The 18240-nt window shown below is 71.8% G+C and carries 18 protein-coding genes and 1 pseudogene; 7 read left to right on the top strand and 12 right to left on the bottom strand.

Translation table 11 applies throughout. The features are described 5' to 3' along the window. Position 1 precedes the first annotated feature (1 nt). Positions 2-877, top strand: a pseudogene (locus ACFVGS_RS32950) (LysR family transcriptional regulator); the annotation flags it as partial. Here the strand turns inward: ACFVGS_RS32950 and ACFVGS_RS32945 are convergent. Continuing rightward, positions 789-1757 carry a DMT family transporter gene (locus ACFVGS_RS32945; RefSeq protein WP_385695684.1) on the bottom strand — a complete coding sequence of 323 codons (969 nt, stop codon included), beginning with the start codon at positions 1755-1757 and terminating at the stop codon, positions 789-791. The pseudogene ACFVGS_RS32950 and the gene ACFVGS_RS32945 overlap by 89 nt on opposite strands. Before the next feature lie 52 nt (positions 1758-1809). Next, positions 1810-2226 (bottom strand): hypothetical protein, encoded by a 417-nt coding sequence (locus tag ACFVGS_RS32940; RefSeq protein WP_384421111.1) that lies wholly within the window; start codon positions 2224-2226, stop codon positions 1810-1812. Positions 2227-2306: 80 nt separating this feature from the next. On the opposite strand from ACFVGS_RS32940, the gene sigJ reads away from it, so the two are divergent. Both sigJ and ACFVGS_RS32930 read left to right on the top strand, forming a co-directional pair. Continuing rightward, entirely contained in the window at positions 2307-3266 is a 960-nt protein-coding gene (sigJ, locus tag ACFVGS_RS32935; RefSeq protein WP_385695681.1) for an RNA polymerase sigma factor SigJ, read from the top strand. A 28-nt stretch (positions 3267-3294) separates the two neighbouring features. Next, complete coding sequence (locus ACFVGS_RS32930; protein WP_384421107.1) at positions 3295-3915, top strand: NAD(P)H-dependent oxidoreductase; 621 nt, start codon at positions 3295-3297, stop codon at positions 3913-3915. Between the two features lie 54 nt (positions 3916-3969). Here the strand turns inward: ACFVGS_RS32930 and ACFVGS_RS32925 are convergent, their stop codons facing one another. The 4 genes from ACFVGS_RS32925 to ACFVGS_RS32910 form a co-directional block, all read right to left on the bottom strand. Then, positions 3970-4689, bottom strand: a complete 720-nt coding sequence (locus tag ACFVGS_RS32925) for an SGNH/GDSL hydrolase family protein (protein WP_384421105.1) — start codon at positions 4687-4689, stop codon at positions 3970-3972. Beyond that, positions 4686-5150, bottom strand: coding sequence for a cupin domain-containing protein (locus tag ACFVGS_RS32920; protein ID WP_384421103.1), 465 nt, complete (start codon positions 5148-5150; stop codon positions 4686-4688). Before ACFVGS_RS32920 ends, ACFVGS_RS32925 begins: the two co-directional genes overlap by 4 nt. A 91-nt stretch (positions 5151-5241) precedes the next feature. Further along, positions 5242-6066, bottom strand: coding sequence for a helix-turn-helix domain-containing protein (locus tag ACFVGS_RS32915; protein WP_385695677.1), 825 nt, complete (start codon positions 6064-6066; stop codon positions 5242-5244). A gap of 180 nt (positions 6067-6246) precedes the next feature. Then, entirely contained in the window at positions 6247-6681 is a 435-nt protein-coding gene (locus tag ACFVGS_RS32910; RefSeq protein WP_384421099.1) for a hypothetical protein, read from the bottom strand. 126 nt (positions 6682-6807) lie between these two features. On the opposite strand from ACFVGS_RS32910, the gene ACFVGS_RS32905 reads away from it, so the two are divergent. The 4 genes from ACFVGS_RS32905 (at position 6808) to ACFVGS_RS32890 (ending at position 11915) form a co-directional block, all read left to right on the top strand. Continuing rightward, complete coding sequence (locus tag ACFVGS_RS32905; protein ID WP_384421097.1) at positions 6808-7260, top strand: nucleoside deaminase; 453 nt, start codon at positions 6808-6810, stop codon at positions 7258-7260. Then, on the top strand, positions 7253-8161 hold the full coding sequence (locus ACFVGS_RS32900) for an isopenicillin N synthase family dioxygenase (protein ID WP_385695673.1): 909 nt from the start codon (positions 7253-7255) through the stop codon (positions 8159-8161). The genes ACFVGS_RS32905 and ACFVGS_RS32900 overlap by 8 nt, the downstream gene beginning before the upstream one ends. A 102-nt stretch (positions 8162-8263) precedes the next feature. Next, positions 8264-10378 (top strand): hypothetical protein, encoded by a 2115-nt coding sequence (locus tag ACFVGS_RS32895; RefSeq protein ID WP_385695670.1) that lies wholly within the window; start codon positions 8264-8266, stop codon positions 10376-10378. A 4-nt stretch (positions 10379-10382) separates the two neighbouring features. Then, on the top strand, positions 10383-11915 hold the full coding sequence (locus tag ACFVGS_RS32890; protein ID WP_385695667.1) for an ABC transporter substrate-binding protein: 1533 nt from the start codon (positions 10383-10385) through the stop codon (positions 11913-11915). Between the two features lie 40 nt (positions 11916-11955). Here the strand turns inward: ACFVGS_RS32890 and ACFVGS_RS32885 are convergent, their stop codons facing one another. The 6 genes from ACFVGS_RS32885 to ACFVGS_RS32860 all read right to left on the bottom strand — a co-directional run bounded on the left by ACFVGS_RS32885 (position 11956) and on the right by ACFVGS_RS32860 (position 18091). After that, positions 11956-12465, bottom strand: coding sequence for an SRPBCC domain-containing protein (locus ACFVGS_RS32885; protein ID WP_385695664.1), 510 nt, complete (start codon positions 12463-12465; stop codon positions 11956-11958). A 69-nt stretch (positions 12466-12534) separates the two neighbouring features. Next, on the bottom strand, positions 12535-13620 hold the full coding sequence (gene ccsB / locus ACFVGS_RS32880; RefSeq protein ID WP_385695661.1) for a c-type cytochrome biogenesis protein CcsB: 1086 nt from the start codon (positions 13618-13620) through the stop codon (positions 12535-12537). Then, positions 13617-15374, bottom strand: coding sequence for a cytochrome c biogenesis protein ResB (locus ACFVGS_RS32875; RefSeq protein ID WP_385695658.1), 1758 nt, complete (start codon positions 15372-15374; stop codon positions 13617-13619). Before ACFVGS_RS32875 ends, ccsB begins: the two co-directional genes overlap by 4 nt. Positions 15375-15384: 10 nt before the next feature. Further along, complete coding sequence (locus ACFVGS_RS32870) at positions 15385-16128, bottom strand: cytochrome c biogenesis CcdA family protein (RefSeq protein WP_384421087.1); 744 nt, start codon at positions 16126-16128, stop codon at positions 15385-15387. 13 nt (positions 16129-16141) lie between these two features. Then, complete coding sequence (locus ACFVGS_RS32865) at positions 16142-16747, bottom strand: TlpA family protein disulfide reductase (RefSeq protein WP_384421085.1); 606 nt, start codon at positions 16745-16747, stop codon at positions 16142-16144. A 90-nt stretch (positions 16748-16837) separates the two neighbouring features. Next, positions 16838-18091 carry a hypothetical protein gene (locus ACFVGS_RS32860; protein WP_384421083.1) on the bottom strand — a complete coding sequence of 418 codons (1254 nt, stop codon included), beginning with the start codon at positions 18089-18091 and terminating at the stop codon, positions 16838-16840. Between the last annotated feature and the right edge of the window lie 149 nt (positions 18092-18240).

The raw sequence follows: 18240 nt of genomic DNA, 5'->3' as shown, positions 1-18240 counted from the left end.
CATGGAGCTGCGGCTCCTCGTCACCTTCGAGAAGGTCGCCACGGTCCTCTCCTTCACCCGGGCCGCCGCCGAACTCGCCTACGCGCAGTCCAGCGTCACCAGCCAGGTCCGGGCCCTGGAGACCTCCCTCGGCGCCGAGCTCTTCGAGCGGCTCGGCTCCCGCATCCGGCTCACCGAGGCCGGCGAACGGCTCCTGCCGTACGCCCGGCAGATCATCGCGCTCGCCGACGAGGCCAGGGCGGCCGTCGCCTCCGGCGGCGAACCGGCCGGCACGATCGCCGTGGGCACCATGGAGTCGCTGACCTCCTACCGTCTTCCGCCGCTCCTCGAGCTCTTCCACCACCGCTACCCGGGCATCCGGCTCTCCCTGCGCCCCACCCTCGGCGACGCGACCCGTCAGGCGCTGCGCGAGGGCACGTACGACCTCGGTCTGCTGATGGAACGGGAGACCGCGCACGAGGGCCTGGAGAGCGAGGTCCTGACGGAGGAGCCGCTGGTCCTGGTGGCCTCGCCACGCCACCCGCTGGCCGGGCGCACCGGTCTGACGCCCGCCGACCTGGCGGCCTGCGCCCTGGTGGGGACGGAGCCGGGCTGCGCGTACCGGGACCTGTTCGAGGCGGAACTGAAGCCGTACGGGCCGGTGTTCACCGAGTACGGCACGATCGAGGCCAGCAAGCGGGGCGTGGCCGCCGGGCTCGGGATCGCGCTGCTGCCCCGGATCGCCGTCGCTGAGGACCTGGCGTCCGGGGCACTGGTGGCGCTGGACTGGGCGCCGCCGTTCACACTCTTCACGCAGATCGCGTGGCGGCGGGGGAAGCGGCTGCCGGAGCACGTCCGGCTGTTCGTGGAGCAGGCGCGGCGGCTCGTGAGCGAGGAGTCGCCGGGGTCGCCGGAGCCTTCGCCAGCGTGACCCTGAGGCTCGCGAGGACGATCAGCGGGACGCCGAGCGCCTGCACGAGGCCGATGTGGTGCCCGTACACCGCCCAGTCGGCGACCATGGCGACCGCCGGGTAGGTGAAGGCGAGGACCGCGATCCGGGCGGTGGGCAGCTTGGCGTAGGCCGCGTACATCAGCACGTACATCACTCCCGTGTGGATCAGCCCGAGCCCGGCCAGCCAGGCCCAGCCGGTGCCGAGCCGGGCGGCCTCGCCGAAGTCGGCGAAGGGCAGGAGCAGCGGGATGCCGACGGTGACCTGGACGAGCGCGATCAGGTGCGGCCGGACTCCGGTGATCCGCTTGGTGACGATCGTCGAGAGGGCGTAGAGCACGGCGGCGGCGAGCGCGAAGCCGAGCCCCTTGAGGGAGCCGGTGTCGCCCGGCCGGACACCGGACACGAGCACGAGCCCGGCGAAGGCGACGACGAGCCAGCCCACCTTCGCGGCGGTGATCCGCTCCCGCAGCACCACCGCTCCGAGCAGCACCAGGAAGAACGGCTGGGTGTGGTAGACGACGGTGGCCAGGGAGATCGAGGTCGCCTCGTACGCCTCGAAGAGGAACACCCAGTTGAAGACGATGAACACCCCGCCGAGCGCGGCGAGCCCGAGCTTGCGGGGCGTGAGCCCGTGCCCGGTGAAGAACCCGCGGGCCAGGCTGTACGCCCCGAGCGCGACCGCGCCGAAGAGGCACCGGAAGAACACCACGGTGAACGGGGAGGCGCCGGACTCGACGACGAAGATGCCGAGGGTGCCGGACAGCACCATGGCGAGGGTGAGTTCAAGGGTGCCCCTGGTCTGGTTCGCGCTGGTCTCGTTTCTCATGCCGTCGACGTTACGAACGGGCCGCCCGCCCGGTCCACGGGCCAGTGAGGCGTCATGCCGATGGGGCCATCGGAACCGCCGATCGCCCCCGCCCGGCCCGGCCGGCACGGCCGGCCACCAGAGTCCGTCCGAGGTCGAGGACGCTCAGCCCGAACATCAGGACGCCGAGCGGCACGTGCAGCGAGGGCACGTGCGCGACGCCGAGGACCACCTGGGCGGAGGCGAGCACGAGGAAACCGGTGGAGTACAGGACCGGCCGCAGCGGCCCGCCGCCCGGCTTCCACGCGAGGACGGCGGCGAGCACGTACAGCATGGTCGCGCCGTACATCACCTTCGACCCGGCGTCGTGCAGCGTGTAGCCGTAGGAGGTGGACAGCAGCAGCCCGGCGGTGGCCGCCTGGAAGAAGAGGGTCAGGGTCTGCAGGCCGATCGCGACCCGGGTGAAGACGGACGACGTGCTCTCGGTCATGACGAAATCCTTTTCGCTCGGACCCTCGGAGGGTGTGTCGTATCCCCGACGACACAGCACGGGGAAATGTGAGGGCGGACATGAGCACACCGGTCGAGGCGGCGCTGGAATCGCCGGACGACGTCATCGCCGAGCGGCGCCATCTGACCAATCTGGCCTACCGGTTGCTCGGCTCACCGGCCGAGGCCGAGGACGCCGTGCAGGAGACGTACGCCCGCTGGTACGCCCTGTCGCGCGAGCGGCGGGCCGCCGTCGACAACCCCGCCGCGTGGCTGACGACGGTCGCGACCCGGGTCTGCCTCGACCAGCTCGGCTCGGCGCGGGCGCGGCGCGAGCGCTATGTCGGCGAGTGGATACCGGAGCCGCTGCCCGACCGCACCGAGTGGGGCCTGTCGGACCCGGCGGACCGGATCACCCTGGACGAGTCGGTGAACATGGCCTTCCTGGTCGTCCTGGAGGCGATGACCCCCGCCGAGCGGGTCGCGTTCGTCCTCCACGACGTCTTCCGCTACCCCTTCGCCGACATCGCCACGATGCTCGGCCGCACGCCGGCCGCCTGCCGCCAGCTGGCGGCCTCGGCCCGCCGCCGCCTGCGCGCCGCGCGGACCACGCCACCCTCGACGCCTGGTCGGGCGGCCCTGATCCGCGACTTCAAGGAGGCCTGGGAAGCCAAGGACATCGACGCCCTGCTCGCGCTCCTGGCCCCGGACGCCACCCTGGTGGCCGACGGCGGCGGCCTGGTCGGCGCCGTCCTGCGCCCCCTCGAAGGCGCCACGCGCATCGCCGACTACCTCCTCTTCATCGCCACCAAGGCCCCCGCACTCACCCTCCTGGAACGCACGGTCAACGGCACCCCGGGCCTGGTCGCCCAGAACGCGGGCCGGACGGTGACGGTGGCGGCCTTCGACCTGTCCGACACCCGGGTGACCCGCATCTGGGCGGTCCGCAACCCGGAGAAGCTGCGGGCGTGGCAGTGGGGGGAGGAGGACGGGAACGTCATGCCGGGCACCGGAACGGACACCGCCTCGGCCGAGGAATAGCCCCCGCGGCCGAGGAGTTGGCAGCGACATGACCCTCGACCCCGGACACAGCCCGCACCGCTCGTTCCTCTTCGTCCTCGGCAGCTCCCGCCCCGACGGCAACTCCGAGATGCTCGCCCGCGCCGCCGCCGCGCATCTGCCCGCCGGTGCCACGCAGCGCTGGGTGGATCTGAACCGGCTGGCGCTGCCCGATTTCCAGGACGGGCGGCACGAGAGCGGCGACCGGCAGGTCACGGCCGACGAGGAGCTGTTGTGGCGGGCCACGGCGGAGGCGACCGACGTCGTCATCGTCTCGCCGCTGTACTGGTACAGCCTCTCCGCGCAGAGCAAGCGCTACCTGGACTACTGGTCGGGCTGGCTGAACGTGCCCGGCTCTGACTTCAAGGAGCGCATGGCGGGCGGCACGCTGTGGGGCGTGACGGCCATGGCCGACGACGACCACGTGGTCGCGGACGGCCTGGTGACCGGCCTGAGCCTCTCGGCGGCCTACCTGCGGATGCGCTTCGGCGGCGTCCTGACCGGCACGGGCTCCCGCCCGGGCCGGGTGCGGGCCGACGAGCGGGCGATGAGCCGTGCCAGGACCTTCTTCCACGGCGAGGCCCCGCTCGCCCGCTTCCCCTACGAGGAGGAGGCCGACGCCGCCGCGTGATCCCGGCACCCCGCTGGGGGGGGGGCATCCATCCGGCTGCGGCTCGGGAACCCGCTACGCGTTCCGGGTCAGGAGGCCGGCGTCGATGACCTCGGCGATCAGGGTGGCGCCGCGGCTGTTCTGGTGGATGTGGTCGGTCGTGAGCACGAGGTTCCGGCGCCGCGAGATCGTGTCGAAGTCGCGGCGCAGCACGGCGCGTTGGACGAGGACGCCGAGGCCCGCCGCGGGGGTGGCCTCCCGGTAGGGAATCGGCGGTGGGTCCGCTCGGCGGAGATCCTCGGTCTGGCGTTCGTGGAGTGGAAGGTACGTCACCCCGTTGGTGGTGGCGACTTCGGCGATCAGCCGGCTGTACCGCTGCGATGCCTGCGCCGCTGCTCCGTCGAGTTGTTGGCCGAGAACCGGGAGCGACAGCAGACCGATCCTCGCGTCGGTCTCCGCTCGCAGTCGTTCGACGACGGCTCCCAGGCACTGCTGGAACCAGCCGGCTGACGGGCGTTCGGGGAGCTGTTTGCGCTTCATGACCTTGTCGACGCGGTAGCCGGCAAGGCTCGCTCGGGCGTCGTTGGTCCCGATCAGCACGGTGATGACGCCGGGCGGGTTCGCGATGACGGCGTCGAGGCTTCGCAGGAGGTTGTAGGCGAAGTCGCCGTTGGCGCCGAAGCGGGAAAGCTGCAGATCACCGGATGGGTGGCGTCGTCCGAGTACGTCCAGGTAGTCGGCACTGATCAGCGCGCGGGTGAGGCTGTCGCCGAGGCAGGCGATGCGCGTCGTCATGATGCTTCCGGTCCCGGGACGCCGAGGCGTTCGGCCGGGTGGGTGTCGGTGCGAGGACGGTGGTCGGTGCCGAGGCCTGCGGTGATGGTCAGGATGGACGTCGGCCCGCTCATGTCGACGGCGTGCCACACCCCGGCCGGGTTGACGGTGGCCTCGCCGGGCCCGAGCAGAACGCGGTGGGGCGCTCCGTCCAGGTCACGGGTGACCGTCACCGATCCGCTGAGGCAGACGAGCAGTTCGTCGCCGGCGGGGTGCTTCTCCCAGTGGTCGCCGGGGCCGTCGCCGTCGAAGATCATCACCATCCGGCCCTCGGCGCCGTCTGCCGCAACCGCGGCGCTGTAGGCCTGGAGCGCCTCCGGGTCCCAGGCGAAGCCCTCGACGGTTTTCGCCGTCGATCCCAGTCCGAGGTGCACGGGGGTGGTCCGCAGGTCGATGGCGTCGTGTTCGTTGACGAGTCTCATGCCGCCGATCGTCACACCGCAGCGACCGGGTGGTCTTGAAGGAATGGGAACACCAGCCGACGCGACGGGCGGTCGGTCGGTCGGTCGGCGGCTACCCGGTCCCGAGGAGGACCTCGCCGTGCCGCCAGGCCGTCGGCGTCCGGCCCGTGAACTCGCTCCAGTCCCGGACGAGGTGGGCCTGGTCGGCGTAGCCGGCGATGGTCGCCACATCGGGCCACGGGAGCCGGTCCCGCGCCGTCGCCAGGTCGTGCGCGTGCTCGAAGCGGAGAACGCGGGCGAAGGCCTTCGGTGACAGGCCCATCTCGCCACGGAACCGTTCGGTGAGGTGCCGGCGGCTCCAGCCCAGTTCCGCGGCGAGTGCACCGACCTGGACGCAGCCCCGTGCGGCGACGAGGCAGCGCCAGGCCTCGGCCACCTCGGGGCGCATCCGGCGCACATGGTCGCTGTCGGCGCCTCGGCCAACAGCTCGCAGGAGCAACTCGTCCAGTACGGTGAACCGCGCCGCCCATGTCGATGCCGCTCGGAGCCGGTCGGCCAGTTCGACACCGAGCGCTCCGAGAAGCTCGTCCAGCGGGACCAGTCGGTGGGCGAGCACAGCTGCGGGCATGCCGTAGACGGCCCGGGCCCCGAGCGGTGTCAGCGCCACCTTCACACCTTGCTGGCGTCCGTCGTGGTGGATCGCGACGGACCGGCCCATCAGACCGCCGGCCACACTGCCGAATCGGGTGACCGGCGACCCGTCGCCCACGCCCGCCGCCACCTCCAAGGGGTCCGACAGGCTGATCACCGCAGTGAGAACGCGACCCGGCGGGCCGCAGTGCACCCCGGCCGGGAGCCCGCGGAGGTCGAAACCGACATACGAGTCGACGTACCGCCGCAAGGCGGGCGCCGGACGTGCACCGATCCCGGTGGCCATGCGACCTTCCTCCCCACGCGGAGTACGAGCCGACGAGCCCGTCAAGATTACCAACCGGCCCACCGCGCCGCTTGCCTTGGACGCACCGGTACCGGATGCGCTACAGCCTGCCCGTGGCGTAGCGGACCTGCCTGTCGACCGGCAGGCCGGTCGTCGAGCCCCCGTCCCCTCCCGCGCCGCTCAAGGCCTGCGGCGCATCAGGCGGTAGGCGACACCCGCGGCCGCGCAGAGGGCGAGGCCGAGGCCGGCGTACACCTCCAGCCGGTGGGGCCCGGCCGATCCGCCCAGGCCGCCGCGCGCCCCGAAGGACGGCAGAGCCGTCGGGGCGGTGGGTTGGGGCGCCATGGTCCGGGTGGGGACGGCCGTCGGCACAAGGGGCCGAGGTGTGGCGCCCATGCGCCTGGGCAACGCCTCACAGGCGATGCCGTCATCAGGACCCTGGTCCTCGTCGAGTCGGTGCGGATCACGCCGGTCGCGGTTGAACTCGGCCTGCGCGTCTTCCTGGAAGGCGAAGTCCGCGCAGTCCAGGTCCTGTTGGGCGTGCGCCACGTGTGCTGCCGGAAGGGCGGAAGCGGCAGCCAGGGCTATGCCCGCCATCGCGGTACGACGGTTCACGAATGCCTCCTGAGAGCGTGAAGCCCCTTCCTCGACGATACGAAGGGGGCATCGCGCGTGCCGCGCCTCGCTAGGCCGAACGATGCACGGGGTGAGCCTCGGCAGCGTCCGGGGAAGGCTCCCCCCATGGATCAGGAACTGGCCCGGCGGTGGCTCGCCGGTGCGGTCGCGGAGGCGCGGGGCGGGCTCGCGGAGGGTGGGATTCCCATCGGGGCCGCGCTGTACGGGGGCGACGGCGTGCTGCTCGGGCGGGGGCGGAATCGGCGGGTGCAGGGCGGGGATCCGTCGGCGCACGCGGAGACCGAGGCGTTCCGGGCGGCGGGGCGGCAGCGCTCGTACCGGGGGACGACGATGGTGACGACGCTGTCGCCGTGCTGGTACTGCTCCGGGCTCGTCCGGCAGTTCGGGATCTCGCGGGTGGTGGTCGGCGAGGCCCGGACCTTCCACGGCGGGCACGACTGGCTGGCGGAGCACGGGGTCGAGGTGCTCGTGCTCGACGATCCCGAATGCGTCGCGATGATGCGGGAGTTCATCCGGGAGCGGCCTGAGCTGTGGAGTGAGGACATCGGTGATGAGTGAGGCCCGGCTTCTGACGATCGATCTCGGCCGGGACCCGGCCGGTCAGCTGCCCGCCGTCGACCTGGCCCTGCGGCAGGCCGGGTTCCTGCTGGTCACCGGGCACGGGGTGGAGCAGGGCCTGCGGGCGGCCATCCGCGAGAGTGCCCGCGCCTTCTTCCATCTGCCGGCCGCCGTGAAGGCGCCGTACGCCGTGAAGGTCGGCGGGCGCGGCTGGCTCCGGCCCGGTGCGGAGGCCAACGGGTACGCGGAGGGCACCGCGACCCCGCCGGACCTGAAGGAGTCGCTGTCCTTCGCGGCCGAGGAGCCGACCGGCGACCCGGCCGTCGACGCGGAGTGGTTCCTGCCGAACACCTGGCCCGCCGAGGTCCCGGAGCTCAGGGGACTCGTGGAGGAGTACCTGCGGCAGATGCGGGAGCTGTCCGATCGCGTCCTCGATCTGCTCGGGCTCGCGCTCGGCGAGGACGCCGACTTCTTCACCCGGCACACCGGGCATCCCACCTTCGGATTCAACATCAACTGGTACCCCGGCAGGGACCGGACCGGTGAGCCCGAGCCCGGACAGTTCCGGATCGGGCCGCACACCGACTTCGGCACGGTCACCGTCCTCGACCGGCAGGCCGGCAAGGGTGGGTTGCAGCTCTACACAGAGGCGGACGGGTGGCTCGACGCGCCGTACGACCCCGCCGCCTTCACCGTCAACATCGGTGATCTGATGGCCGGCTGGACGGGCGGCCGCTGGCGCTCCGGGCGGCACCGCGTCCTGCCGCCGCCCGCCGACGCGCCCGCCGAGGAGCTGATGTCGCTGGTCTACTTCTACGAGTGCACACCCGGCACCACCATCAACGGCATCGAGTCCCACGCCTATCTGCGCGCCCAGCTCGACGCCATCACCGCAGAGTGACAGCTCCGTGACCCAAAAGCCTGGCCGAAGCCCAACTCCCGGTCGATAATCTCGACTTGAGGATGTGACGGGGCACGTCTGGTGGGATGCAGGGGGTGGCGGGTGGACAGGGTCCTATACGGCCGCGAGGCGGTGCTCCACCGCACGGGACTCGCCGCGCGACTGGTCGGGCTCGGCGGCGAGGGGCTCGCCCGCGTCCCGTACGAGCACGGCGACGACCCGCCCGTCGTGGTCCTCACCGGCGGGCGCGGCATGGGCAAGACCGCCCTGCTCAAGCAGCTCCGCAACGTCTACAAGGGCGCCACCCCGCTCGCCCTGCTCGACTGCGACCGGATCGAGCCGCCCGCCGACCACGGGCCGGGCTGGACCGAGCTGACCGGCGCGCTCGCCGAGCTCGCCGTCCAGCTGGCGCCACGGGTGACCGGCGCCAAGCCGGTGCAGTTCCCGCGGCTCTCGCTCGGTCTCGTCGCGGTCGCCTCCACCGGCTGGACGCAGGAGGACGACGAGCGGGCCCAGCGCGACCTCCAGCGCCTCGGCCCGGTGCTGTCCACCGTCGACGCCACCAAGGGCGCGGCGGCCAACTGGGTCACCAAGGTGCTCACCAAGCTGGCCGCCACCTTCGCCGACGCCGCCGCACCGCTCGCCGGGCTGCTCGCCGAGGCCACCGTGGAGACGGTCCTGGAGGAGGTCTTCGGCAAGTTCCAGCAGAAGTCCGAAAGCTGGTACGGGACCTACCGCAACGCGGGCGGACGCGGCAAGGCCGGGCTCCAGCAGCTGGCCGTCGACTTCGCGCAGGGCGGCCGCCGCCGCCAGGAGGCCGAGGGTTTCCTGGTCGGCGCGCTCGTCGAGGACCTGGGCCAGGCCTACCGCGGCCTCACCCGGATGGGCACCCGGCGCGGCCGGCCCGTCGTCCTGCTCGACAACGCCCACGGCGAGCTGGGCCGCCGGCTCGTCGAACCGATTCTGCGGGCCCGCCACGACGGGCTGCGCGACAAGGTCGTGGTCGTCGCCGCCTCCCGGGTGCGCGAGCACGAGGGCCTGCGCCACGCCCACCGGCTGCGGCTGCCGGAGACCGCGCACCGGGCGCCCGCCCCGCGCGGCGACGACGTCACCTCCGGCATCCTCGCCGTCGACCTCACCCCGCTCTCGCCCGCCCAGACCCAGGCCGCCTTCGACCGGCTCGACCCGTCCGGGCTCACCCCGGCCGACCTGGCCCGCGGCGTCCACCGGCTGACCGGCGGCCGGCCGCTGGGCGTGATGCTGCTCGGGCAGGCCGCCGCGGAGGCGCCGCGCGCCGAGCGGCCCGGGCTCACGCCCGGCGCGCTGCTCGACCTGACCGTGGAGCTGCGCGAGGACGCCCGCCCGGTGCCCGTCGCGCCCGCCCTCCTCGGCGCGCTCCTGCCGCAGCCGCGCCTGGAGCCGTTCACCGTCCTCGCCGCCGCCCACGACGAGGAGTCGGCGCGGCTGCTCGCCCGCACCCGCCTGCACACCGCGTCGCGCGACGGCGACATGGCCCTGCTGGTCCGCGACGAACTGCGCGCCGAGGACTGGCCCGAGGGGCCCGAGCACTTCGTCGCCGACCCGCTGCTGCGCGCCCTGCTGCTGCACCGGCTGCGCTTCGAGGACGCCGACCACCCGCGGTACGCGGTGTGGCGGGCGGTGCACGAGACGCTGCACCGGCACTACGGGCGGGACGGCGCGCCCGCCGCCCACCTGCCGTACCGGCTGCACCACGAACTGGCGCTCGGACGCACCGAGGAGGCCGTGACGCATCTGCGGGTCACGTTCCCCGAGCCCGACGTGGTCGGCTGGCTGGGCCGGCTCCGGTTCATCGCCTCCGCGCCGTACCCGCGCGAGCCGGGAGCCGGCGGGCCCGACCCGCGGCGGGCCATCGCCCTCGGCCGGCAGGCGCCGGACCGGCTGCCCGACGGCCGTGGCGGTCCCGACGGTGCGGACGGCCTCCAGGGCCTCGACGCCGAGCAGACCGCCCTGCACCTGTCCGTACGGCGGCTGCTGCACGCCGTGTGGCTGCTGACCGATCCGCTCGCCCTGCCCGACGGCGAGGTGGCCGAGAAGCTGGCGCACGAGCTGCGGCAGCTCTCCGGCCGCCATCTGACGGGCAACAGCCCGCTGTGGGACGCGGCCACCCACTGGCCGAGGGACATACACGCCTGGCGCCGGCTCTCGCTGCCGCCCGGCCGCGAGGACGGAGTCTGAGGCGATGACCGACCGGCTGCGCAACCGTTATCTCTACACCCCGCGACAGAAGTTCTTCGCCGCCGTGATCGCCCTGCTCGTGGTCGGAGTGCCGCTGGGCTGGGCGGTGAAGACGTGGACCACTCCGGAAAACCGTTCCTGCGCGTCCGGCGTCGAGCGCCCGAAGGGCTCCGACGAGTGCGTCGGCGTCAACGGCGACGGCTTCGACTTCCGCGTGCCCGAACTCGCCGAGGTGGCCGGCCTGATAGGCCGCGAGAACGCCACCCTCAAGGCCGACCAGTACGCCACCGTCGCCGTCCTGCTGCCGCTCACCTCCCCCGACCCCGGACTGCGCGTCAAGGTGCTGCACGAGGTGCAGGGCGCCTACGCCCGCCAGTACCGCGCCAACCACGAGTCCAACAGCGAGACGCCCAAGATCCGCCTGGTCCTCGCCAACACCGGCAAGGGCAACGCCCACTGGCAGAGCACCGTCGACCAGCTCACCGCCATGACCGGGGCACCGCACCGGCTCCGCGCGGTCACCGGCGTCGCCACCTCCTCCACCGAGGTGCGGCTCGCCGTCACCGCCCTCACCAAGGCGGGCGTCGCCGTCGTCGGCACCACCATCACCGCCGACGACATCGCCAACGGCCCCGGCCACAACCGCTTCCCCGGCCTCGCGCGCGTCTCGCCCACCAACGGCGACGAGGCCAAGGCCCTGGCCCACTTCGGCCGGGTCGACGCCGCCAAGGCCCTGCTCGTCCAGGACACCCGCACCGGCGACCACTACACCGACACCCTCAAGTCGGCCTTCGCCGCCTCCCTCAAGGGCGCGCCCTACGAGCCCCAGCTGTTCACCTCGCCCGCGGACCCCACCGAGGAGGGCACCACCGCCAACACGTTCAAGCAGATCACCCACCTGATCTGCGACACCCGCGCGGAGACCGTGTTCTTCGCCGGCCGGCACACCCAGCTGCGCCAGTTCATCAACGCGCTGGGCGCCCGCGGCTGCGTCGAGCGTCCCTTCACGATCCTCACCGGCGACGAGGGCTCCTACCTCGGCGCCGACGCCAAGCTCGACCGCAAGGCCCTCAAGGCCCGGCTGACGGTCCGCTACGCGTCCCTCGCCCACCCCGACGCCTGGCGCGCCGCGCCCGGCCGCCCGGTCCCCGCGACGGGCGGCTCGACGGTCGCGTACGAGACCTTCGTGACGGACATCGCCCGCGCCTCCAAGAAGCCGGTCGCGCTCGCGGACGGGCAGGCGATCGTCGCGTACGACGCGATGGCGACCGCCGTCCACGCGATCCGCCAGGCCACGCCGGACGGCGCCGCCCACCCGGAGCTCGCGGACGTCGCGTCCCAGTGGCCGCAGGTCAAGGGCTCGCTGCGGGTGCAGGGCGCGAGCGGCTGGATCTGCCTGGACAACTTCGGCAACCCGTACAACAAGGCGGTGCCGATCGTGGAACTCGCCGAGGACGGCTCACAGCGCTTCGTCGCCATCGCCTGGCCGGAGGGCTCGCCGCCGGCGGCGAGCTGCCTGCCGCCGCGCCGGGGGTGAGGCGCGGGGCCGAGGCGGGGCCTGCGGCGGCCGGGCCGCCCTACGGCACCCACTTCGGCCAGGGCGCGTCCTCCAGCTCGTACATCTCGCGGAGCGCGCGCCGGCGGTCCTCGGTCCAGTCGAGCCAGTTGGTGGGGTGGCCGTCCAGGGCGCCGGCGAGCCGTTCGAAGTGCTCGTGCCACCCGGCCAGCGCGTTCAGCTTCTCGTCGCGCGTGCCGCGGAACTCGTGCGTGAAGCGCAGGACGGTCGCGGGCTCCAGGTGGAAGCGGATCCGCTGGTGCCCGGGGTCGACGGTGTACTCGGCGACGTTCTCCATGTCCCAGGCGGTCACCCGCCCGGACAGGACGGTGTCGCTGTTGAACCAGCGCAGGGTGACCCGCCCGCCCAGTCTGGGCTCCAGCGGGTCCGCCGCGCAGAGCCACTGCGGCAGGCCCTCCGGTGTCGCGACGGCGGCCCAGACACTCACCATCGGGTGCGGCAGCTCGATCACGAACCGCAGGTGGTGCCGGTCGTCGTGGGTCTCGCTCCTGCCCCGGGGTATCTCGCTCATGGTTCCAGCGTGGCCCCGGGGCGGGACGGGTGCCAGCTCAGGCCGGCTCAGCCCCTGCTCAGGCCCGGCTCACACCCCGGCGTAGGAGTGCTTGCTGCTCACGAAGATGTTGACGCCGTAGTAGTTGAAGAGGAAGCAGCCGAAGGCGATGAGCGCGATGTACGCGGCCTTGCGGCCCTTCCAGCCGGCCGTGGCGCGGGCGTGCAGATACGCGGCGTAACCGACCCACGTGATGAAGGACCAGACCTCCTTGGCGTCCCAGCCCCAGTAGCGGCCCCACGCGTCACCGGCCCAGATCGCGCCGGCGATGATCGTGAAGGTCCACAGCGGGAAGATCGCCGCGTTCACGCGGTACGCGAACTTGTCGAGGCTGGCGGCGGCGGGCAGCCGCTCCAGGACGGAGCGGGCGAAGGAGCCCGGGTTGCCGCCGCTGGCGAGCTTGTTCTCGTACGAGTCGCGGAACAGGTACAGCAGGGTGGCGACGGCGCCGAGGTAGAGCACGGCGCCGCAGAAGATGGCGGTGGAGACGTGGATCCACAGCCAGTACGAGTGGAGCGCCGGCACCAGCTGGTCGCTGTCGGTGTAGAGCCAGGTGGTGGCCACGCCGAGGTCCAGCAGGACGGTGGTCACCAGCGGCAGACCGATCCAGCGGACGTTCTTCTTGAAGAGCAGGAAGCCGAGGTACACGCCGACCGCCACCGTGGAGAAGGTGGTGGAGAACTCGTACATGTTGCCCCAGGGGGCCCGCTGCACGGACAGCGCGCGGGTGACCACGCCGGCGGCCTCGACGAGGAAGGCCAGCGCGGTCAGGGAGACGGCGATCCGGCCGTACAGGTCGCCCTTGACCGTGCCGCCGGCGGCGCCGGGTCCGTCCGGCACGTCCCGGGCGCCGGCCGCGGCGCGGGTGACGACCTTCGGCTTGTCGAGCACGGCGGTGCCGCCGGCCGCGTTCCTGACCTGCACGGTCACGGCGGGGGCGGCGGTGTCCTGCCGCTGGGTGAGCGCGGCCGCGGTACGGCCGACCTTGCTGCGGCTGCCCAGCACCCACTCGGCGATGTGGGCCAGGAAGGCCAGCGTGTAGACGGCCATCGAGGAGTAGACGAGCGTGTTGCTCATCTGCGCCAGGCTCTCGTTGGTCTCGGCGGCGAGGATCACTTCTCAGCCCCTTCGGACTTTGCGGCAGGTTCCGCGGCAGGGTCTTCCGCGGACGGGGGTTCCGGCGCGGTGGGCGCCTTGGCGTGGAGCGTGACCGCGAGGTCGGCCAGCTCCTCGGGCAGCCTCGCGGACTCGCTGCGGCCGAGGCCCGCCATCTCGACGACGGTGACGCCGTCCTCGCCCCGTACGGCCCGGATCCAGATCCGGCGCCGCTGGATGAACAGCGAGCCGGCGAGGCCGGCGATGGCGGCGATCGCGCCGGCGAGGGCGAGGCCGTTGCCCGGCTGCTGGGAGACCTGGAAGCTCGCCCACTCCTTGATCTCCTTCTCGAAGGTGATCGAGCCGGCGCCGTCCGGCAGCGTCATGGTCTCGCCGGGGAGCAGACGGTTGGCCTTGCCGGTGCCGCCGTCGACCGCGAACTGCTTCATCTTCGAGGTGTCCAGCTGGTACACGTTCTGCGGCAGACCTGAGTTGACGCGCAGGTCGCCGTGGTAGCCGGTGAGCGCCATGACCGGGAAGCCGAGCGCCGGGAACTGGGAGAACATGTTTCCCTTGCCGGCGCCGGCGAAGGTGGGCACGAAGAAGGCCTGGAAGCCGAGCTGTTCCTTCTTGCCGTTCTTGTCGCGGTAGCCGTCCATCACCTTGATCGCGCCGGTCGAGGTGATGTTGTTGTCGATCGGCAGCAGCGGCACGGCGTCGCGCATGACGACCTTGCCGCGGCCGTCCCGGACGGTGACGACGGGCGCGTAGCCGTGGGCGATCAGGTAGACCTTCGCGCCGCCGACCTCCAGCGGCTCGTTGACGCGGATGACGGCCTTCTTGTCGGGGCCGCCGTCCTGGGAGTACGTGACGTCCGCCTCGAAGGTGCGCGGGGTGCCGCGCTGCGGGCCGTTCTTCTCGTACGTGCCGGTGAACCTGTCCAGGGTGAAGCCGAACGCGGGCAGGTCGTCGACGCCGAAGAGGGAGCCGGACTTGAAGTCGTCGTACTGGGTGAGCGTGTTGGAGAAGCCGTCGCCCTCGACGATCAGCTTGCCGCCCTCGGACTTCATCAGCTGGCCCCAGGCGAAGGCGACCAGCATGACGATGAGCGCGATGTGGAAGGCCAGGTTGCCGGCCTCGCGCAGATAGCCCTTCTCGGCGGCGACGGCGTCACCGGCGGTGTGGGCGCGGAAGCGGCGGCCCTTGAGCATCGCGAGCGCGGCGGCCCGGACCTCCTCGGGTCCGGCCTCGGTGCGCCAGGTGGTGTACGCGGGCAGGCGGGTGAGCCGCCTGGGGGCGCCCGGCGGGCGGCCGCGCAGCTGGCCGACGAACTGCCAGCTGCGGGGCACGATGCAGCCGATGAGCGAGACGAACAGCAGGATGTAGATCGCGGAGAACCACACCGAGCTGTAGACGTCGAAGAGCTGGAGCTTCTCGTAGATCGGCGTGAGGGTCTCGTGGGCTTCCTTGAAGGCCTGCACCTTCAGCTCGTCCGCGCTGGTCTGCGGGATGAGGGAGCCGGGGATCGCGCCGAGGGAGAGCAGGAAGAGGAGGATCAGGGCGACCCGCATGGAGGTCAGCTGCCGCCAGAACCAGCGGATCCACCCGATGACGCCGAGGGCGGGGCCGCCGACGGCCGCCTCCTCGGCGGGTGCGGTGGACAGCTGGGACGCGGCCTCGCCGAGGCCGCCGTCCTGCTCCCTGGCGCTCACGGCGTCGTGGGTGGCGTCGGTGCCGTCGGTGCCCTGGGTGTCGTTCGTGTCTGTCGTGCTCATCTCGGAACTCTCAGATCCCCACCGTGTAACCGCTGGCCCAGCCCTGCATCGTGGAGACCATGCTGTCCCATGCTCCTGTGAGCAGGAGGACGCCGGTCACGATCATCATGCCGCCGCCGATCCGCATCACCCAGGCGTAGTGCTTCTTCACCCAGGCGAACGTGCCGAGCGCCTTGCGGAAGGCGATGGCGGTGAGGATGAACGGCAGTCCGAGGCCGAGGCAGTACGCGAAGGCGAGCGTCGCCCCGCGGCCGGCGCTGGCCTGCTCCATGGCGAGCGCGTTGATGGAGGCGAGGGTCGGACCGATGCAGGGGGCCCAGCCGATGCCGAACAGCGCGCCGAGCACCGGGGCTCCCACCAGGCCGGCGGCGGGCTTCTTGTGGAAGCGGAACTCGCGCTGGGTGACCCACGGCAGCAGGCCCATGAACAGCACGCCCATGAGGACCATGAGGATGCCGAGGACGGTGGTGAGGACGTCCCGGTACTGCTGCAGGGTCCAGCCGAAGCTGCCGAACAGCGCCCCGCCGGACACGAACACGGCGGAGAAGCCGAGCACGAAGAGGGCCGCGCCCGCGGTCATCCGGCCCCGCCGGGCCTCGGCGAGGTCGGTGCCGGTGACCCCGGTCACGTAGCTGAGGTAGCCGGGGACGAGCGGCAGCACGCACGGCGAGAAGAAGGAGACGAGTCCGCCGAGCACGGCGATCGGCAGGGCGAGGAGCAGCGCGCCGCTCAGGACCGTCTGGTTGGGATCCACGTCACATTCCCCGTCACTTTTCCGCGACGAGCGGTTCGATCATGGAGCGGAGCTTGGTCTCGTCGAGCGCCATCAGCGAACGCGCGGCGATCTTTCCGTCCTTGTCGAGAACGATCGTGGACGGAATGGCCTGCGGATTCATGGAGCCCTTGGGGAATCCGTTGAGAATGAGCTTTCCGGTCGGGTCGAAGAGGCTGGGATAGGGAACCCCGAACTCCTCCTCGAAGGCCAGTCCCTTGGAGGTGTCGGAGTCCCGGGTGTTGATCCCGACGAACTCGACGCCCTTCGCCTTCATCTCGTTCGCGACCTTGGCGAAATGCGGGGCCTCGGCCCGGCAGGGCGGGCACCAGGAGCCCCAGACGTTGAGGACGACGACCTTGCCCTTGAGGTCGGCGACGTCCAGCCGCTTGCCTTCGAGGGTCTGTCCGGCGATCTCGTCGACCGGCTTCCGCTCGCCCTTGGCGACGGTGGAGATACCGCCCGTGTTGGTCACGAAGTTGGTGTCACCGCCGCCGCCGGACTTGCCGTTGCCGTCCGAGCTACAGGCCGAGAGCGCGAGCGCGGCGGCCAGGACTCCGGCCGTCAGCAGGGTGCGGCGGGGCGCACGGCTAAGACTCATGTGAAAAGTTTCGCATGGGCGTTTCGAGGATCTTGGGCACCCCCCTACGTGCCCGTAAAGCCCCTTGTCAAGAAAGCCTAAGCAGCTGCGTCACACGGTCTTGAGGAATGCGTTCCAGCCGCCCGCCGGGGACTGGCCGACTTCCAGGGTACGCAGCCTGGCGAGGATCTTCGGGTCCTGGACGTCCAGCCAGTCCACGAACTGCCGGAAGGAGACCAGCCGCACGTCCTTCTTGGCGGCCATTCCCTTCAGGGCCTCCTCGACGGCGTCCATGTAGATGCCGCCGTTCCACTGCTCGAAGTGGTTGCCGACGAAGAAGGGGGCGCGGTTGGACTCGTACGCGCGGTTGAAGCCGGACAGATAGGCCTCGGTGGCCTGCTTGCGCCAGCCGGGATAGCGGGAGGGCACGCCCTTGGTGGTGTTCTTCGACTGGTTGGCGAGCATGTTGTAGTCCATGGACAGGACCTCGAAGGAGTGGCCGGGGAACGGCACCGCCTGGAGCGGCAGGTCCCAGACGCCGCCGCGCTTGACCGGCCACATCTGGCGGCCGCCGGGCGAGCTGGCGTCGTAGCGCCAGCCGAGGCGCCTGGCGGTGGGCAGCAGGTTGTCCTGGCCGAGCAGGCACGGCGTGCGGCCGCCGACGAGCTCCTTGGTGTAGTCGAAGGGCAGCGGGTCGAGGTCGGTCCAGCCGGTGTTGGTCTTCCACTTGGTGACGAAGCCGACGGCCTGGTCGATCTCGTTCTGCCAGTCGGCCGGGGTCCAGTGGGCGACCGAGCCCGAGCCGCCGCAGAAGTGGCCGTTGAAGTGGGTGCCGATCTCGTGGCCTTCGAGCCAGGCCTGCCGGACGTACTTCAGCGTGTCCTTGATGTGGTCGTCGGTGAGGTAGCCGATGTCGGAGGCGCCGACCCGGTTGTTCGGCGGGCGGTAGAGGCTCTTCTTCGACTCGGGCAGGAGGTAGAGGCCGGAGAGGAAGAAGGTCATCGCCGCGTCGTGGTTCCTGGCGAGTTCGAGGAAGCGCGGGAAGAGGCCGTTGCCGACCTCGCCGGCGCCGTCCCAGGAGAAGATCACGAACTGCGGCGGGGTCTGGCCGGGTTCGAGCGGCACGGGCGCGTCGGGCTGGTGGGGCTGCTTTCCGGTGTCGGCGGTGGAACCGTCGCCGATCGGCCGGGCGTCATCCTTGCCGGGCGTGGCGGAGGTGGTCGGCGCACCGGTCACGTCACCACCCTTGCCCGGTCCGGAACGTCCAGGCTTGTCCTGGTTGTCACCACTACAGGCGGCCAGACCCAGTGCCGCCGCGGCACCAACTCCCGCCCCGAGCAGACTCCTCCGATTGATCCCGCGCATGACATCCCCATTCGCGCTGACGTAAGACCTGAACGTCATCCAAACCGACAATGGGTGAGATGCCGGGAGGAACACGGAGGTTCCGGGAATTAGCACAAAAATTTCAGGGCGGTCGGACGACGCGAAGTCGTCCGCCCGCCCGGAGGGGT

Origin of the sequence: Streptomyces sp. NPDC127114 (assembly GCF_042677525.1) — a bacterium.
Lineage (GTDB): Bacteria > Actinomycetota > Actinomycetes > Streptomycetales > Streptomycetaceae > Streptomyces.
The sequence above is the reverse complement of the archived record's forward strand: the minus strand, read 5'-3'. Positions and strand labels throughout refer to the sequence as shown.

What these genes read in the sequence shown, in the direction of transcription:
- ACFVGS_RS32945 (WP_385695684.1), bottom strand. Translation starts at nt 1,757, where the DNA reads ATGAGAAACGAGACCAGCGCGAACCAGACCAGGGGCACCCTTGAACTC.
- ACFVGS_RS32940 (WP_384421111.1), bottom strand. Translation starts at nt 2,226, where the DNA reads ATGACCGAGAGCACGTCGTCCGTCTTCACCCGGGTCGCGATCGGCCTG.
- sigJ (WP_385695681.1), top strand. Translation starts at nt 2,307, where the DNA reads ATGAGCACACCGGTCGAGGCGGCGCTGGAATCGCCGGACGACGTCATC.
- ACFVGS_RS32930 (WP_384421107.1), top strand. Translation starts at nt 3,295, where the DNA reads ATGACCCTCGACCCCGGACACAGCCCGCACCGCTCGTTCCTCTTCGTC.
- ACFVGS_RS32925 (WP_384421105.1), bottom strand. Translation starts at nt 4,689, where the DNA reads ATGACGACGCGCATCGCCTGCCTCGGCGACAGCCTCACCCGCGCGCTG.
- ACFVGS_RS32920 (WP_384421103.1), bottom strand. Translation starts at nt 5,150, where the DNA reads ATGAGACTCGTCAACGAACACGACGCCATCGACCTGCGGACCACCCCC.
- ACFVGS_RS32915 (WP_385695677.1), bottom strand. Translation starts at nt 6,066, where the DNA reads ATGGCCACCGGGATCGGTGCACGTCCGGCGCCCGCCTTGCGGCGGTAC.
- ACFVGS_RS32905 (WP_384421097.1), top strand. Translation starts at nt 6,808, where the DNA reads ATGGATCAGGAACTGGCCCGGCGGTGGCTCGCCGGTGCGGTCGCGGAG.
- ACFVGS_RS32900 (WP_385695673.1), top strand. Translation starts at nt 7,253, where the DNA reads ATGAGTGAGGCCCGGCTTCTGACGATCGATCTCGGCCGGGACCCGGCC.
- ACFVGS_RS32890 (WP_385695667.1), top strand. Translation starts at nt 10,383, where the DNA reads ATGACCGACCGGCTGCGCAACCGTTATCTCTACACCCCGCGACAGAAG.
- ACFVGS_RS32885 (WP_385695664.1), bottom strand. Translation starts at nt 12,465, where the DNA reads ATGAGCGAGATACCCCGGGGCAGGAGCGAGACCCACGACGACCGGCAC.
- ACFVGS_RS32875 (WP_385695658.1), bottom strand. Translation starts at nt 15,374, where the DNA reads ATGAGCACGACAGACACGAACGACACCCAGGGCACCGACGGCACCGAC.
- ACFVGS_RS32865 (WP_384421085.1), bottom strand. Translation starts at nt 16,747, where the DNA reads ATGAGTCTTAGCCGTGCGCCCCGCCGCACCCTGCTGACGGCCGGAGTC.
- ACFVGS_RS32860 (WP_384421083.1), bottom strand. Translation starts at nt 18,091, where the DNA reads ATGCGCGGGATCAATCGGAGGAGTCTGCTCGGGGCGGGAGTTGGTGCC.